Here is a 14,769-nt window from a genome sequence, read left to right as displayed (position 1 = left end):
GGCTTATGACTGCCTGGAGCTTCAATGTCCAACATCGCTTCGGCCTGCCTGATGGCAGGCCTGATCACGGCCGGTACGGTGGGTACCGCCATGGCCGCTGAGACCCCCGCCGACCCTTACGCGTGGCTGGAAGACGTCACCGGCGACAAGTCGCTGGACTGGGTCAAGCAGCAGAACGCCAAATCCGAAGGCCGCCTGGCCCAGACCCCGGCGTTCAAGCAGATGGAAGCCAGCATCCGCGAGGTGCTCGATTCGGACGCCAAGATCCCCGGCGTGCAGAAGATCGGCGACTACTACTACAACTTCTGGAAGGACAAGCAGCACGAGCGCGGCCTGTGGCGCCGCACCACGCTGGCCGAATACCGCAAGGCGTCGCCTACCTGGGAAACCGTGCTCGATCTGGACGCGCTGAACAAGGCCGAAGGCGAAAACTGGGTCTGGCACGGTGCCGACTGCCTGCGCCCGGATTACTCGCGCTGCCTGATCGCGCTGTCGCGCGGCGGCGCCGATGCCGATGTCACCCGTGAGTTCAACCTCGCCGACAAGACCTGGATCAAGGACGGTTTCTTCCGCCCCGAATCCAAGGGCGGCCTGAACTGGATCGATCGCGACACCGTGTTCGTCTATACCGATTTCGGTGACGGCACGATGACCACCTCCGGCTACCCGCGCGTGGCCAAGCTGTGGAAGCGCGGCACCCCGATGGCCTCGGCCAGCATGGTTTACGAAGGCAAGCCCGATGACATGTACATCGCGGCGATGCACGACGACACCCCCGGCTATGAGCGCAACCTGGTCAGCCGCACGCTGGCCTTCTACAACAACGAGATCTACCTGTGCGGCAACGATGGCACGCTCACCAGGATCGATGCGCCGAACTCGGCAGAGAAAGGCCTGCGCAAGCAATGGCTGACCCTGGAACTGCGCGAACCGTGGACCGTGGGCGGCAAGACCTATACCGCCGGTTCCCTGCTGGTGACCAAGCTGGATGATTTCATCGCCGGCAAGCGCGCGTTCGAGGTGCTGTTCGCCCCGACCGCGACGACGTCGCTGGCCGGCACCAGCTGGACGAAGAATCACCTGGTGCTCAACGTGCTCGACGACGTCAAGAGCCGCCTGAGCGTGCTGACCCCGACCGAGAATGGCTGGAAGAAGAGCGACTTCACCGGCGCGCCGACGTTCGGCACCGTGGCCGTCGGTGCGGTCGATGCCGACGACAGCGACGCGGTATGGATGACCGTCACCGACTACCTGACCCCGACCACCCTGGCGCTGGCCGAGATCGGCAAGCAGCCGGAAGTGCTCAAGACCATGCCGGCGTTCTTCAATGCCGACGGCAAGGTGATCGAGCAGCACTTCGCCACCAGCAAAGACGGCACCCGCGTGCCGTACTTCGTGGTGCATGCCAAGGAAATGAAGCTGGACGGTTCCAACCCGACCCTGCTGTACGGCTACGGTGGCTTCGAGATTTCGCTGACGCCGTCGTATTCGGGCGGCATGGGCCGTGCGTGGCTGGAGAAGGGCGGTGTGTACGTGGTGGCCAACATCCGTGGCGGCGGCGAGTACGGCCCGCGCTGGCACCAGGCGGCACTGAAGCAGAACCGCCACAAGGCCTATGAAGACATGGCCGCGGTCGCACGCGACCTGGTCAGCCGCAAGATCACCTCGGCCAAACACCTGGGCGTGCAGGGCGGCAGCAACGGTGGCCTGCTCACCGGCAACATGCTCACCCAGTACCCCGAGCTGTTCGGGGCGGTGGTGGTGCAGGTGCCGCTGCTGGACATGAAGCGCTACAGCCACCTGCTGGCGGGCGCGTCGTGGATGGCCGAGTACGGCAATCCGGATACGGCCGACTGGGACTTCATCAAGACCTTCTCGCCGTACCACCTGTTCGATCCGAACAAGACCTACCCGCCGGTGCTGTTCACCACCTCCACCCGCGATGACCGGGTGCATCCGGGCCATGCCCGCAAGATGGCGGCCAAGATGATCGCGGCCGGCAAGGATGTGACCTACTACGAGAACATCGAGGGCGGTCACGGCGGTGCGGCGAACAATGCGCAGGCCGCGCATATGTCGGCATTGGCCTATAGCTTCCTGTGGGAGCAGTTGCGGTAGAGTCGAGCGTTGCTCGACTGGTACCGTTGAGCGTTGCTCGACTGCTGGGATGGCCCATCGGCCCGGTAGCCGCAGAGAATAGCCGAACGCATCTTCGGTCCGACTCCGGGTGGTGGGGCGTCGTGTTGGCCTCACCCCAGTTTCAACGCCACGCAGCAATGCGTGGCGTTTTTTTTGGGTTTTTCTTTCGCCTGCGGCGGGCTTTCAAGTGCGGAAGGCAACTGCAGGATCAACGTCAACTTCATTTTCAACCGCCGCGGGTGTGCGCCTTCGCTGGCTTGGGCGGGTACGGGTGGGTGTGCGGGACACGCTGCAAGTACATCCATGTAAGCTCGCGGGCGCCATCCATGGCGCCCGACGGTCCCGCACACCCACCCGTACCCGCCCTTGACAGTGTGCGGGTGCGCAACCAAGAAGCAGGGAAGCGAAGAGCGGTGAAGCCGGCGATGCCTTGTGCTGGCGCTTTCGCGTTGTGCCATGGCCACCGACCAGTTGTCTGGGGGTGGGGGTGTGTGGATTCGCGGGACCGTCGTACGCCATGGATGGCGTACGCGAGCCTCCACGGATGGATTTACGGCGTGTCCCGCGAATCCACACATCCCCGCCCAGCTCGACCGTTCGCCGCCTTTGCGGCTTTTGCGCCTTTTCAGCCTTTTCAGCCTTTTCAGCTTTTTCAGCTTTTTCAGCTTTTGCAGCTTTTAAAGCTTCTAAAACACCACCGCATCACCGCACCCACGTCTCCAACCCACGCCGGATACGCGCCACCGCCTCTTCCAACCGCGGCACCTCCTGCGTGTAGGCCAACCGCACGTGCTCGTTGGCGCGGTAGTGCCCGAAATCCAGGCCCGGGGTAAACGCCACGTGCTGGGTTTCCAGGAAGTGCGTGCAGAACGCCTGCGCGTCATCGGTGAACGCGCTCACGTCGCAGTACAGGTAAAACGCCCCTTCCGGCTCCACCTCGATACGGAAGCCAAGCGCGCGCAGTGCCGGCAGCAGGTAATCGCGACGCTCGCGGAAGGCCGCGCGGCGTTGCTCGAAAATCGCGATCGTCTCCGGCGCGAAACAGGCCAGCGCCGCGTGCTGGGCAATGCTTGACGCACTGATGTACAGATTCTGCGCCAGCTTCTCCAGGTCCGGCACCGCCTGCGGTGGTGCCACCAGCCAACCCAGGCGCCAGCCCGTCATCCCGTAGTACTTGGAAAAACTGTTGAGCACGAACGCCTCGTCGTCCACCTGCAGCACGCTCGCCGCGTCCATCCCGTACGTCAGGCCGTGGTAGATCTCGTCCACCACCAGGTGCCCGCCGCGGGCCTTCAACGCCTGCGACAGCCCGCCCAGCTGCTGCGCCGACAACAGCGTCCCGGTCGGGTTGGCCGGCGAGGCCACCAGCGCGCCGACGCTGTCGGCGTTCCAGTGGTGCTCGACCAGTTCCGGGGTCAGCTGGTAAGCCGTCTTCGGACCCACCGGCACCAGCTGCGCCGCGCCTTCCACCAGGCGCAGGAAGTGCCGGTTGCAGGGATAGCCTGGATCGGCCAGCAGCCAGTGCCTGCCCGGGTCCACCAGCAGGCTGCTGGCCAGCAGCAGCGCGCCCGAGCCACCGGGGGTGACCAGGATGCGCTCCGGGTCGATCCGCACCTGGTAGCGGTCGTGGTAGAAGCCGGCGATGGCCTGGCGCAGGGCCGGCAGGCCGCGCGCGGCGGTGTAGCGGGTGTGGCCGGCGGCCAGCGCGGCCTGGCCGGCCTGGACGATCGGCGCGGCCGTGGTGAAGTCCGGCTCGCCGATCTCCAGGTGGATGACATCGTGRCCGGCCTGTTCCAGCGCCTGCGCGCGGGCCAGCAGCGACATCACATGGAAGGGCTCGATTTCCTGGCTGCGGCGGCTGTAGCCGGCCGTGATCGTGGAGGTGCTCATCTGGCGCATTCTAGGGGCAGTGGCGACCGCCCTGCTTGCCGCTGCCCCACCGGCCGCCCAGACTGGGCGAACACGGACGCCATTGCATTCCCCCGCCAGGAGCCTTATCTCGTGAAACCCGCCCTTTGCTTATTGGTTGCCAGCCTGATGACCTCCACCGTGCATGCCGCCCCCGCGCTGACCCCACCCGACGCCGAGAAGCATCCGCACACGGTCAAGGCGCCGTTCGGGGCCACCCGCAACGACGACTATTACTGGCTGCGCGACGACAAGCGCGAAGCGCCGAAGATGCTGGCCTACCTGAATGCGGAAAATGCGTACACCGACCAGGTGATGGCGCCGCTCAAGCCGCTCGAAGACACGCTTTACAAAGAGATCGTCGCGCGCATCAAGCAGGACGATGCCAGCGTGCCCGCGCGTGATCGCGGCTACTGGTATTACACCCGCTTCGAAACCGGCAAGGACTACCCGATCCAGGCGCGGMGCAAGGGCAGCATGGACGCGCCGGAAGAGATCCTGCTGGACATCAACGTGATGGCCGAGGGCAAGAACTACTTCGATGTCGGCGATGCCGATGTCAGCCAGGACAACCAGCTGCTGGCCTGGGCCGAAGACGACGTCGGCCGCCGCCAGTACGTGATCCGCTTCAAGGACCTGCGCACCGGCCAGGTGCTGCCGGACCGCATCGAGAACGTCTCCCCGAACGTGGTCTGGGCCGATGACAACCGCACCCTGTTCTACGTCGAGAACGACCCGGAAACCCTGCTCACCGTACGGGTGAAGAAGCACGTGCTGGGCACGCCGACCAGCAGCGACGTGTTGGTCTACGAAGAGAAGGACGACAGCTTCTACATGGGCGTGGGCCGCACCCGCGACGATAAGTACCTCACCATCGAACTGCACAGCACGGTCAGCTCGGAAACACGCTACGCACCGGCCGCCGATCCACAGGCATTCACGCTGTTGGCCGCGCGTGCGCGCGACGTCGAATACGATGCCGACCACTTCAACGGTCGCTGGGTGATCCGTACCAACGATGCCGATGCGAAGAACTTCAAGATCGTGACCGCGCCGAGCAATGCCACCTCGCGCAAGCAGTGGACCGACTGGGTCGCGCACGATGATGCGGTGCTGGTCGAAGGCTTCGAGCTGTTCGACGGCTTCAGCGCGATCGCCGAGCGCTCCAATGGCCTGGAGCGGATCCGCCTGCTGTACCCGGACGGTCGCCAGGACTACGTCAAGGCCGACGAACCGGCCTACTCGATGGGCCTGGCCGCCAATCCCGAGCCGGACAGCCCGTGGCTGCGCTACGCCTACAACTCGCTCACCACCCCGACCACCACCTTCGAACTCAACACCGTCACCGGCGAGCGTCGCCAGCTCAAGCAGCAGCCGGTGATCGGCTACGACCCGTCGCAGTACACCACCGAGCGGGTCTGGGTGACCGCGCGTGATGGCGTCAAGGTGCCGGTGTCGCTGGTGTATCGCAACGGGTTCAAGAAGGACGGCAGCGCCGCGCTGTACCAGTACGCCTATGGCAGCTACGGCATGTCGATGGACCCCGGTTTCAACCAGAGCGTGGTCAGCCTGCTCGACCGCGGCGTGGTCTACGCCATCGCGCATATCCGCGGTGGCGAGGAAATGGGCCGCGCGTGGTACGAGGAGGGCAAGCTGCTCAAGAAGCAGAACACCTTCAACGACTTCGTCGATGTCACCCGCGAACTGGTCCGCCTGGGCTATGCGTCCAAGGACCGCGTGGCGGCCTCCGGCGGCAGCGCCGGCGGCCTGCTGATGGGCGCGGTGGCCAACCAGGCCCCGCAGGATTACCGGGTGATGGTCGCGCAGGTGCCGTTCGTGGACGTGGTCACCACCATGCTCGATGCCAGCATCCCGCTGACCACCAACGAATACGACGAGTGGGGCAACCCGGAGCAGCGCGAGTACTACGACTACATGCTCACCTATTCGCCCTACGACAACGTCAGGAAGCAGGCCTATCCGGCGCTGTTCGTCGGCACCGGCCTGTGGGATTCGCAGGTGCAGTACTGGGAGCCGGCCAAGTGGGTGGCCAAGCTGCGCGATGACAACACCGGTACCCATCCGATCGTGTTCCGCACGAACATGGAGGCCGGCCACGGCGGCAAGTCCGGGCGTTTCCAGCGTTACCACGAGCTGGCCGAATCGTATGCGTTCGTGCTCGACCAGCTCGGGGTGACCCAAACCCGGTAAGCCCGGCGGCTGGCCGGCAACCCGGTCCGCCGACGGCCCCGCGTCGTCGGCGGCGCGTATGGCGCGGACCATCGCCGTTGCCGTCCGGCCTCGCTATGCTGCATGCATGACCCTGCCTGAGCGCCCCGATGTTCCCGATGCACCGGCCCCGCGGCCGGTGGTGCGGTTCCGCTGGGCGTGGTGGTTGCTGGCCTATGCCAGTCTGGGCACCGGCATCGTCGGCATCTTCGTGCCGGGGTTGCCCACCACGGTCTTCATCCTGATCTCGGCCTGGGCCGCCTCGCGCGGCTCCGAGCGCCTGCACACCTGGCTGTTGCAGCACCCACGCTTCGGCCCGGCCATCGTCAACTGGCAGGCCCATGGTGCGGTCAGCCGCTACGCCAAATGGATGGCCACCCTGACCATGACCGCGTGCGCGGGCATCATGCTGTGGTGCGTGCCGATCGCCTGGGTGAAATGGCTGTCCATCGGCAGCATGACCGTGGTGGCAATCTGGCTCTGGAGCCGACCGCTACCCCCCACCGACCGGTAGTGCTGGCCGCTGGCCGGCAACCCAGGACCCCGTCAGGGCACGCATCGTAGCCGGACATCGGCCGACACCCCGCCTGGCCACGTTCATCGAATCGATACCCTCGGCCAAAGAGGGCGCGGCTATACTCGGGGCATGAGCATCCCCCATCGCAACCGAATCCTGATTCCGTTGGCAGCGGCCTCGCTGCTTCTCCTTGCCGCCTGCGGCAACAAGGGCCCGCTGGTGCTGCCGCAGAAGCCGGTGCCGGTGGAAGAAGTGGCCGAGCCGGCCACTGATGAAACCACGCCCCCGGCCGATGACAGCAACACGCCGCCGGTGGTGCCCGATCCGGTCGATGCACCGCTGAAGTCCGAAGACGGGAATGAATAAGGCCGCGTCCACGGCACTGCGCTTCAGCAAGATGCACGGTGCCGGTAATGACTTCGTGGTGCTGGACCTGCGCGACGGCACCCCCGAACCCACCCCGGCCCTGGCCGCACGGCTGGCCGACCGCCACACCGGCGTCGGCTGCGACCAGATCCTCACCATCGAAGCCCCGCGCGCGGAAGGCTCGGTGGCGTCCTACCGGATCTGGAATGCCGATGGCTCCCAGTCCGAGCAGTGCGGCAACGGCGCGCGCTGCGTGGCGGCTTGGCTGGTGCGCGACGGCGCGGCCGGCGGCGACCATTTCACCATCGACAGCCCGCTGGCCACCCACAGCATTGAACGCCTGACCGATGACCAGTACGCGGTGGCCATGGGCGTGCCGCGCTTTGAACCCCAGCAGATCCCACTGCTCGGTTTCGCCCGCGCCCGCGACGAATACCTGCTGCCGCTGCAGGGCGACACGGTGCGCTTCGGCGCCGTGTCGATGGGCAATCCGCACGCGGTGATCGAGGTCGGTCTGGTCGACGCGGCGCCGGTCGAACGGCTCGGCCCGCTGCTGCAGCAGCACGCTACCTTCCCGCAGTCGGTCAACGTCGGCTTCGTGCAAGTGCTCGATCCCACCCATGCACGCCTGCGCGTGTACGAACGCGGCGTCGGCGAAACGCTGGCCTGTGGCAGCGGCGCCTGCGCCGCGGCGGTGGTGATGATGCAGCGCGGTCGCCTGGAGCGTGATGCCACCTTGTCGCTGCCGGGCGGTACGCTGCGCCTGCGCTGGCCGGCCGACGACGCCCAGGTGGTGATGTCCGGCCCGGCAGCCTTCGTCTTTGAAGGGGAGTGGAACGCATGAACGAGACCGTCGAAAAGATCGGTGCGCATGAAATCGCCGCATGGCTGCGTCGGCATCCGGCGTTTCTCAAGCAGTTCCCCGACCTGGCCCTGACCTTGGTGGTGCCGCGCGATGACGGTCCTACCGCGTCGCTGGCCAGCTACCAGTTGGAAGTGCTGCGCGACAAGAACCGCGAACTGTCGCGGCGGCTGGCCGAGCTGGCCGGCAACGCACAGGTCAACGAACGCCTGGCCGTGCGCACCCACCAGCTGACCCTGGCGCTGATGAAGCAGACCACGGCCGCCGACACGCTGCGCGCGATGGCCGCGTCGCTGGAAGAGGATTTCGCCGGCGATCTGGTCCGGCTGGTGATGCTGCACCCGGTGGAGGGGCTGGAGCAGGCACCGTGGTTGCAGGTGGTCGCCGAGGACAGTGCCGCGCTCGGCGCGTTCCGCGATTGCCTCAAGGACGGCGAGCCGATCTGCGGCCGCCTGCAGCATGAAAAGAGTACGTTGCTGTACCAGGAGCGCGTCGAGGAAGTGCAGTCCAGCGCATTGCTGCCGCTGCCGGGCGTTGGCCTGATCGCGGTCGGCAGCCGCGATGCCAATCGGTTTTATCCCGGCATGGGCACGCTGTTCCTGCGCATGATGGGCGAGTCGCTGGGCGTGGCGTTGAAGCGCTTCGCGCAGGCCTGAGTCCGTACGCCCTCCCGATGCCATGAGCGCTGCCGCCGAGTTCCTTGGCTACCTGGAGGTCGAGCGGCGCATGTCGGCGCACACGCTGGATGCCTACCGCCGCGACCTAGAGGCGCTGGAGTCGTGGTCGCAGAAGCAGGGCGCGGTGATCGAAGCGCTGGATGGCGAGCAGTTGCGCCAGTTCATCGCCGCCGAGCATCGTCGCGGGCTGGCGCCGAAATCGTTGCAGCGCCGCCTGTCGGGCTGTCGCAGTTTCTATGCGTGGCTGCTCAAGCACCGTCGCATCACGGTCAGCCCCGCCGCCGGATTGAAGGCGCCCAAGGCACCACGCAAGCTGCCGCAGGTGCTGGACGCTGATGAAGCGGTGCAGCTGGTCGAACTGCCCACCGATACGCCCCTGGGCCTGCGCGATCGCGCGCTGCTGGAGCTGTTCTATTCCTCCGGCCTACGCCTGAGCGAACTGTGCGCGCTGATCTGGCGCGATCTGGATTTCGCCACCGGGCTGGTCAACGTGCTGGGCAAGGGCAACCGCCAGCGTCGCGTGCCGTTCGGTTCGCATGCGCGCACCGCCCTGGAGGGCTGGCGTGGCGAGAGCGGCGGTGGCGAGGCACAGCCGGTGTTTCCCGGCCGCAAGGGCGGTCCGATCACCCAGCGCGCCATCCAGATCCGCATCCGTGGGCTGGCCCAACGGCAGGGTCTGTTCAAGCACGTGCACCCGCATATGCTGCGGCACAGTTTCGCCAGCCACATCCTGGAATCCTCCGGCGACCTGCGCGGGGTGCAGGAGCTGCTCGGCCATGCCGATATCGCCACCACGCAGATCTACACCCACCTGGATTTCCAGCACCTGGCCAAGGTCTACGATGCGGCCCATCCGCGCGCCAAGCGGCGCAAGAGCGGCAACGAAAGCTGAATCGATCCGCTGCGTCACCCGGCCGCAGGGCAGGGTGGGTTGAAGCCTCCGGCAACGACCCCACCTCAGTCCTTGTCACCCCGGAGGCTCCATGGACCCCAGTCAGAACCCCAACGTATTTCATGCCACCACCATCATTTCGGTGCGCCGCAACGGGCATGTCGCCGTCGCCGGCGACGGCCAGGTCACGCTCGGCCACACGGTGATGAAGGGCAATGCCCGCAAGGTGCGCCGGCTGGGTCGCGAGGGCCAGGTACTGGCCGGTTTCGCCGGTGCCGCGGCCGATGCGTTCACCCTGTTCGAACTGTTCGAGGCCAAGCTGGAAAAGCACGGCCAGCTGCAGCGTGCGGCGGTGGAGCTGGCCAAGGATTGGCGCACCGAGCGCCGCCTGGGCAAGCTCGAAGCGCTGCTCGCGGTGGCCGACAAGGACACCTCGCTGATCATCAGCGGCACCGGTGATGTGATCGAGCCGGAGGACGGCATCATCGCCATCGGTTCCGGCGGTTCCTACGCCCTGTCGGCCGCACGCGCGCTGATGGCGCACACCGAACTGGACGCCCGCACGATCGCCACCGAGTCGATCAACATCGCCGGCGACATCTGCATCTACACCAATCGCAACGTGGTGGTTGAAGAGCTTTGACGGGTACCGTCAGCGCATTCGCGCTGCCGCCCCACGCGTTGCTGCGCAACATGCCCCGCCGCTTCGCGGCAGCCCCCTGACTCAGGGGGCTCTGCACCCGCTACATGGCGTAGTGCCGGCCGCTGGCCGGCAACCCCGACACACCACATTCATTCGTGAGCACACCCATGCCGCACAAGATTGAAGTCTCCTCCGCCACCATGACCCCGCGCGAGATCGTGCAGGAGCTGGACCGGCACATCGTCGGCCAGCACGACGCCAAGCGTGCGGTCGCCATCGCGTTGCGCAACCGCTGGCGGCGCATGCAGCTGCCGGCCGAGCTGCGCAATGAAGTGATGCCCAAGAACATCCTGATGATCGGCCCGACCGGCGTGGGCAAGACCGAGATCGCCCGTCGCCTGGCCACGCTGGCCAACGCGCCGTTCGTCAAGGTCGAAGCTACCCGCTTCACCGAAGTGGGCTACGTCGGCAAGGACGTGGAGCAGATCATCCGCGACCTGGCCGACACGGCCGTCAAGCTGTACCGCGAGCAGGCCAAGGTGCGCGTGCGCACCCAGGCCGAAGAGCGTGCCGAAGACCGCATTCTGGATGCGCTGCTGCCGCGTCGCAGCGCCGGAATCGGCTTCGATGCCGAGGCCGCGCGCAACGAGCCGTCGGCGCAGGACAATGAAACCCGCATCAAGTTCCGCCGGATGCTGCGCAATAGCGAGCTGGACGAGCGCGAGATCGAACTGGAAGTCTCGGCCAACGTCAGCATGGACATCATGACCCCGCCTGGCATGGAGGAAATGGGCCAGCAGCTGCGCCAGATGTTCTCGAGCATGGGTGGGGCGAAGGCGCAGAAGCGCACGCTGTCGATCAAGGCGGCGCGTCCGCTGCTGGTCGAGGAAGAGGCCGGCAAGCTGGTCAACGAGGACGATATCCGCAGCGCGGCGATCGAGGCCTGCGAGCAGCACGGCATCGTGTTCATCGACGAGATCGACAAGGTGGCCAAGCGCGGCGACAACGTTGGCGGTGGCGATGTGTCGCGCGAGGGCGTGCAGCGCGATCTGCTGCCGCTGGTGGAAGGCTCCAACGTGTCCACCAAGTACGGCACGATCAAGACCGACCACATTCTGTTCATCGCCTCCGGCGCGTTCCATCTGGCCAAGCCGAGCGATCTGATTCCGGAGCTGCAGGGGCGTTTCCCGATCCGGGTGGAGCTGGGCGCGCTGAGCAAGCAGGACTTCGTGCGCATCCTGACCGAGCCGAAGGCAGCGCTGACCAAGCAGTACGAGGCGTTGCTGCAGACCGAGGGTGTGTCGATGACATTCACCGTGGATGCGGTGGACCGTCTGGCCGAGATCGCGTTCCAGGTCAACGAGCGCCAGGAGAATATCGGTGCCCGTCGTCTGCACACGGTGCTGGAGCGTCTGCTGGATACGCTGAGTTACGAGGCCCCCGACCGCGACGGCGAGACCATCAGCATCGATCAGGCTTACGTGGACGCGCATCTGGGCGAGCTGGTGCAGGATCCGGATTTGAGTCGTTACATCCTGTAACGGCTTGGGATGATCGAGCGATACAAATGCGGCGGCGCGAAAGCGTCGCCGTTTTTTTTGTGTTTTTTGCGGGTGTCTACGGGTGGGGTGAAGGGCGACCGCAACTGCGAGCGAGAGCAGGTTGCCGCTTGCGGCGTGGCTGGGCGGGGGTGTGTGAGTTCGCGGGACACGCCGTGAATCCATCCCTGGAGGCTCGCGTACGCCATCCATGGCGTACGACGGTCCCGCGAACTCACACCCCCCCGCCCCAGACAGTTGGCTGGTGGCCTCGGCACGGAAAAACGTCAGGCGCTTGCGCTGGCTCTTTGCCCAGATGCTGCCGCACTACATCGGGACATCGCTTCGTATAGATGAAGGCCGAGCACCGTGCCTTTTGCCAGCACGTACTTGGGTTGGGGGCCAGCGCTGCTGCGCAGTGGAAGAACACCCCTCACTATCGAGACATCGCTTCGTATAGATGAGGGCCAAGCACCGTGTCCTTTGCCAGCACGTAGTTGGGTTGGGAGACAGCGCTGCCGCGCAGTGGAGGAGTAACCCCGCATTGCCTTTGCGCGCACGGGTTGGCCTGCAATTGCATTGCTTTCAAATCCATCGCATGAAGCCTGATGCTTCACCGCGCGGCAGAGCCAACCCAACAAGCCGACGCTTCTCCCGCTTCTCCCGCTTCTCCCGCTTCGCTCCGCCAAGGCCACCAGCCAACTGTCGAGGGTGGGGGTGTGTGGGTTCGCGGGACCGTCGTACGCCATGGATGGCGTACGCGAGCTTACATGGACGTACTTGCAGCGTGTCCCGCGAACCCACACACCCCCACCCAGCAAGTCCGCAGGCGGAACCCGCGTTTGGCTTCGGCTCCGGCTTCGGCTCCACGCCTCAAGCCTCAAGCCTCAAGCCTCAAGCCTCAAGCCTTAAGCCTCATCCTCAGTAGGCAACGCCGTCGGCGCCGCGCCCGGAGTGAACACACCCGGCTTCACGAACGCACTGAGGATCGCATCCAGCGTCTCGGCGCCATCGCGGCGGATCTCGAACAGCTCCGGCTCCAGCATCGCGCTGTACAACACCCCGGTCAGACTCGTACTCACGATCCGCGCCACCGTGTCCACGTCCACCCCCTCGCGCAACTGGCCCAATTCCCGCGCGCGCTGGAACGCCGCCGCGAAAATGCCCAGCTCTTCGCGCGACGCCTCCAGCTGCAATTCCTGCATCGCCTGGCTTTCCACCGACAGATCGTTGCGCAGCATGATCTCCATCATGTTGCGCAGCCGCTCATCGTCGGCCAGCTCCTGGAAGGAGACCAGCAACGCCGAGCGCAGGTCCAGCACCGGCGTGGAGCGCTTGGACGACGTCGTCCGCCGCAATCGCTCGATGAACGGAACCCGCTCCCGATCGATCATCGCCGTCAGGATCTCGGTCTTGTTCTTGAAGTGCCAGTACACCGCGCCGCGCGTATAGCCCGCGCGCGCCCCGATCATCGCCAGGCTGGTGCCCGCGACCCCGTATTCATGGAAACAGACCTGGGCCGCGTCGAGGATGCCCTCGCGGGTGGCCTGCGCCTCTTCTTTGGTTTTTCTGGCCATGGCGCTGTGCAATTGCTGGATGAAACCGACCTGAATTGTACCGCTTTACAAACAAACATGCATGTATGTATATTTCCATCCCACTGATCCTCGGTGTGGACCGCGCGTATCCGAAAAACGGCCGCAACCCATGGATTTGCAGCACTTTGCCGTCCTGTGGACTGTTTTTCTTCGCTTTATCGCGAGAATCCGGCTTCGGGCGACCCTTTTCGTTTGCCGTGAGCCCCCACCATGTCCCGATCCCCATACCGTCTCCTCGCGCTGTCCCTCGCGATCGCCTTGACCGTGTCCGCCTGTGGTGGTGGAGGCCAGGAGGGCCCCCAGGGCGGCCCCGGTCAGGTCACCGTCGCCACGCTGAAGGCTGAGCAGGTCGGCCTGACCCGCGAGCTTCCGGGCCGCACCAACGCCTTCCTGGTGGCCGAAGTACGCCCCCAGGTCAGTGGCATCGTCGCCAAGCGATTGTTCACCGAAGGCGGCCTGGTCACCGCCGGGCAGGCGCTATACCAACTGGATGACGCCAGCTACCGCGCCCAGGCCAACAGCGCCCGCGCCCAGCTTGCCCGCGCCGAAGCCACCGCCAATGCCGCGCGCCTTAGCGCCAGGCGCATCGGTGAGCTGGCCAAGGTCGAGGCGGTCAGCACCCAGGACAACGAAAACGCCATCGCCGCGCTGAAGACCGCCGAAGCCGATGTCGGTGCCGCCCGCGCCGCGCTCGATGCGGCCAACGTCACCCTCGGTTATGCGCGCATCACCGCCCCGATCAGCGGCCGCATCGGCAAGTCCTCGGTCACCCAGGGCGCGCTGGTCAGCGCGGGCCAGGCCGATGCGCTGGCCACCGTGCAGCAGTTGAACCCCATCTATGTCGACCTGACCCAGTCGGCCAGCGAACTGCTGCAGCTGCGCCGCGAACTGGCCAGTGGCCGCCTGCAGGACAACCAGACCCTGCCGGTGACGATCCTGCTCGACGATGGCACGCCGTTCGACCACAAGGGCACGCTCGAATTCTCCGAAGTCAGCGTCGACCCGACCACCGGCAGCTACGCGCTGCGGGTCAAGGTCGACAATCCCGACCAGGTGCTGATGCCGGGCATGTACGTGCGTGCCCAGGTCGGCAGCGGCGTGCGCGACAACGCGATCCTGGTGCCGATGCAGGGCATCGCCCGCGATCCCAAGGGCGATACCAGCGCCATGGTGGTGGGCAAGGACGGCAAGGTCGAAGTGCGGCCGGTCAAGGTCAGCCGTTCGCTGGGCAACAAGTGGCTGGTGGAAGACGGGCTCAAGGCCGGTGACAAGGTCATCGTCGAAGGCCTGCAGAAGATCCAGCCGGGCATGCCCGTGCAGGCCACCGAGATGGGCGCGACCCCGGCCAAGCCGGCCGCCGCGCCGGCGGCGGCCGCCGCCGCCCAGCAGTAACCGGAGAA

12 protein-coding genes are annotated in these 14,769 nt (G+C 66.0%); 10 read left to right on the top strand and 2 right to left on the bottom strand.

Annotated elements, in window-relative coordinates; translation table 11 throughout:
• The first annotated feature begins 24 nt into the window (after nt 1–24).
• Nucleotides 25–2,118, top strand: coding sequence for a prolyl oligopeptidase family serine peptidase (locus AC1DR7_RS09400; protein ID WP_457318771.1), 2,094 nt, complete (start codon nt 25–27; stop codon nt 2,116–2,118).
• Nucleotides 2,119–2,841: 723 nt separating this feature from the next.
• Here the strand turns inward: AC1DR7_RS09400 and AC1DR7_RS09395 are convergent.
• The gene (locus tag AC1DR7_RS09395; protein WP_478051163.1) at nt 2,842–4,029 is read right to left on the bottom strand and encodes a pyridoxal phosphate-dependent aminotransferase; all 1,188 of its coding nucleotides are present in this window, start codon (nt 4,027–4,029) and stop codon (nt 2,842–2,844) included.
• 111 nt (nt 4,030–4,140) lie between these two features.
• On the opposite strand from AC1DR7_RS09395, the gene AC1DR7_RS09390 reads away from it, so the two are divergent.
• The 8 genes from AC1DR7_RS09390 to hslU all read left to right on the top strand — a co-directional run bounded on the left by AC1DR7_RS09390 (nt 4,141) and on the right by hslU (nt 11,774).
• Nucleotides 4,141–6,258 (top strand): S9 family peptidase, encoded by a 2,118-nt coding sequence (locus tag AC1DR7_RS09390; protein ID WP_478076459.1) that lies wholly within the window; start codon nt 4,141–4,143, stop codon nt 6,256–6,258.
• Nucleotides 6,259–6,364: 106 nt separating this feature from the next.
• A complete protein-coding gene (locus AC1DR7_RS09385; RefSeq protein WP_457320597.1) occupies nt 6,365–6,790 on the top strand; it encodes a YbaN family protein in 426 nt (141 codons plus the stop codon).
• A 132-nt stretch (nt 6,791–6,922) separates the two neighbouring features.
• Entirely contained in the window at nt 6,923–7,159 is a 237-nt protein-coding gene (gene lptM, locus AC1DR7_RS09380) for an LPS translocon maturation chaperone LptM (RefSeq protein WP_256776941.1), read from the top strand.
• A complete protein-coding gene (gene dapF, locus AC1DR7_RS09375; protein WP_478052768.1) occupies nt 7,152–8,003 on the top strand; it encodes a diaminopimelate epimerase in 852 nt (283 codons plus the stop codon). Before lptM ends, dapF begins: the two co-directional genes overlap by 8 nt.
• On the top strand, nt 8,000–8,677 hold the full coding sequence (locus AC1DR7_RS09370; protein ID WP_457320485.1) for a DUF484 family protein: 678 nt from the start codon (nt 8,000–8,002) through the stop codon (nt 8,675–8,677). Before dapF ends, AC1DR7_RS09370 begins: the two co-directional genes overlap by 4 nt.
• Nucleotides 8,678–8,699: 22 nt before the next feature.
• Nucleotides 8,700–9,590 (top strand): tyrosine recombinase XerC, encoded by an 891-nt coding sequence (gene xerC / locus AC1DR7_RS09365; protein WP_457320487.1) that lies wholly within the window; start codon nt 8,700–8,702, stop codon nt 9,588–9,590.
• Nucleotides 9,591–9,681: 91 nt separating this feature from the next.
• A complete protein-coding gene (gene hslV / locus AC1DR7_RS09360) occupies nt 9,682–10,233 on the top strand; it encodes an ATP-dependent protease subunit HslV (protein WP_019183676.1) in 552 nt (183 codons plus the stop codon).
• 167 nt (nt 10,234–10,400) lie between these two features.
• Nucleotides 10,401–11,774: an ATP-dependent protease ATPase subunit HslU gene (gene hslU / locus AC1DR7_RS09355; RefSeq protein ID WP_457320489.1), complete on the top strand. Its 1,374-nt coding sequence runs from the start codon at nt 10,401–10,403 to the stop codon at nt 11,772–11,774.
• Nucleotides 11,775–12,679: 905 nt separating this feature from the next.
• Here hslU and AC1DR7_RS09350 read toward each other — a convergent pair.
• The gene (locus AC1DR7_RS09350) at nt 12,680–13,360 is read right to left on the bottom strand and encodes a TetR family transcriptional regulator (protein ID WP_478076458.1); all 681 of its coding nucleotides are present in this window, start codon (nt 13,358–13,360) and stop codon (nt 12,680–12,682) included.
• Nucleotides 13,361–13,579: 219 nt separating this feature from the next.
• Here AC1DR7_RS09350 and smeD point away from each other — a divergent pair, with 219 nt between their 5' ends.
• The gene (smeD, locus tag AC1DR7_RS09345; protein ID WP_457319068.1) at nt 13,580–14,761 is read left to right on the top strand and encodes a multidrug efflux RND transporter periplasmic adaptor subunit SmeD; all 1,182 of its coding nucleotides are present in this window, start codon (nt 13,580–13,582) and stop codon (nt 14,759–14,761) included.
• Nucleotides 14,762–14,769: the final 8 nt, after the last annotated feature.

The organism is Stenotrophomonas sp. P5_A9 (genome assembly GCF_056400525.1).
Note: the sequence above shows the minus strand (reverse complement) of the source record. Positions and strands in the feature narration are given on the sequence as shown.

What these genes read in the sequence shown, in the direction of transcription:
- dapF (WP_478052768.1), top strand. Translation starts at nt 7,152, where the DNA reads ATGAATAAGGCCGCGTCCACGGCACTGCGCTTCAGCAAGATGCACGGT.
- AC1DR7_RS09370 (WP_457320485.1), top strand. Translation starts at nt 8,000, where the DNA reads ATGAACGAGACCGTCGAAAAGATCGGTGCGCATGAAATCGCCGCATGG.
- AC1DR7_RS09385 (WP_457320597.1), top strand. Translation starts at nt 6,365, where the DNA reads ATGACCCTGCCTGAGCGCCCCGATGTTCCCGATGCACCGGCCCCGCGG.
- smeD (WP_457319068.1), top strand. Translation starts at nt 13,580, where the DNA reads ATGTCCCGATCCCCATACCGTCTCCTCGCGCTGTCCCTCGCGATCGCC.
- xerC (WP_457320487.1), top strand. Translation starts at nt 8,700, where the DNA reads ATGAGCGCTGCCGCCGAGTTCCTTGGCTACCTGGAGGTCGAGCGGCGC.
- lptM (WP_256776941.1), top strand. Translation starts at nt 6,923, where the DNA reads ATGAGCATCCCCCATCGCAACCGAATCCTGATTCCGTTGGCAGCGGCC.
- hslU (WP_457320489.1), top strand. Translation starts at nt 10,401, where the DNA reads ATGCCGCACAAGATTGAAGTCTCCTCCGCCACCATGACCCCGCGCGAG.
- AC1DR7_RS09400 (WP_457318771.1), top strand. Translation starts at nt 25, where the DNA reads ATGTCCAACATCGCTTCGGCCTGCCTGATGGCAGGCCTGATCACGGCC.
- hslV (WP_019183676.1), top strand. Translation starts at nt 9,682, where the DNA reads ATGGACCCCAGTCAGAACCCCAACGTATTTCATGCCACCACCATCATT.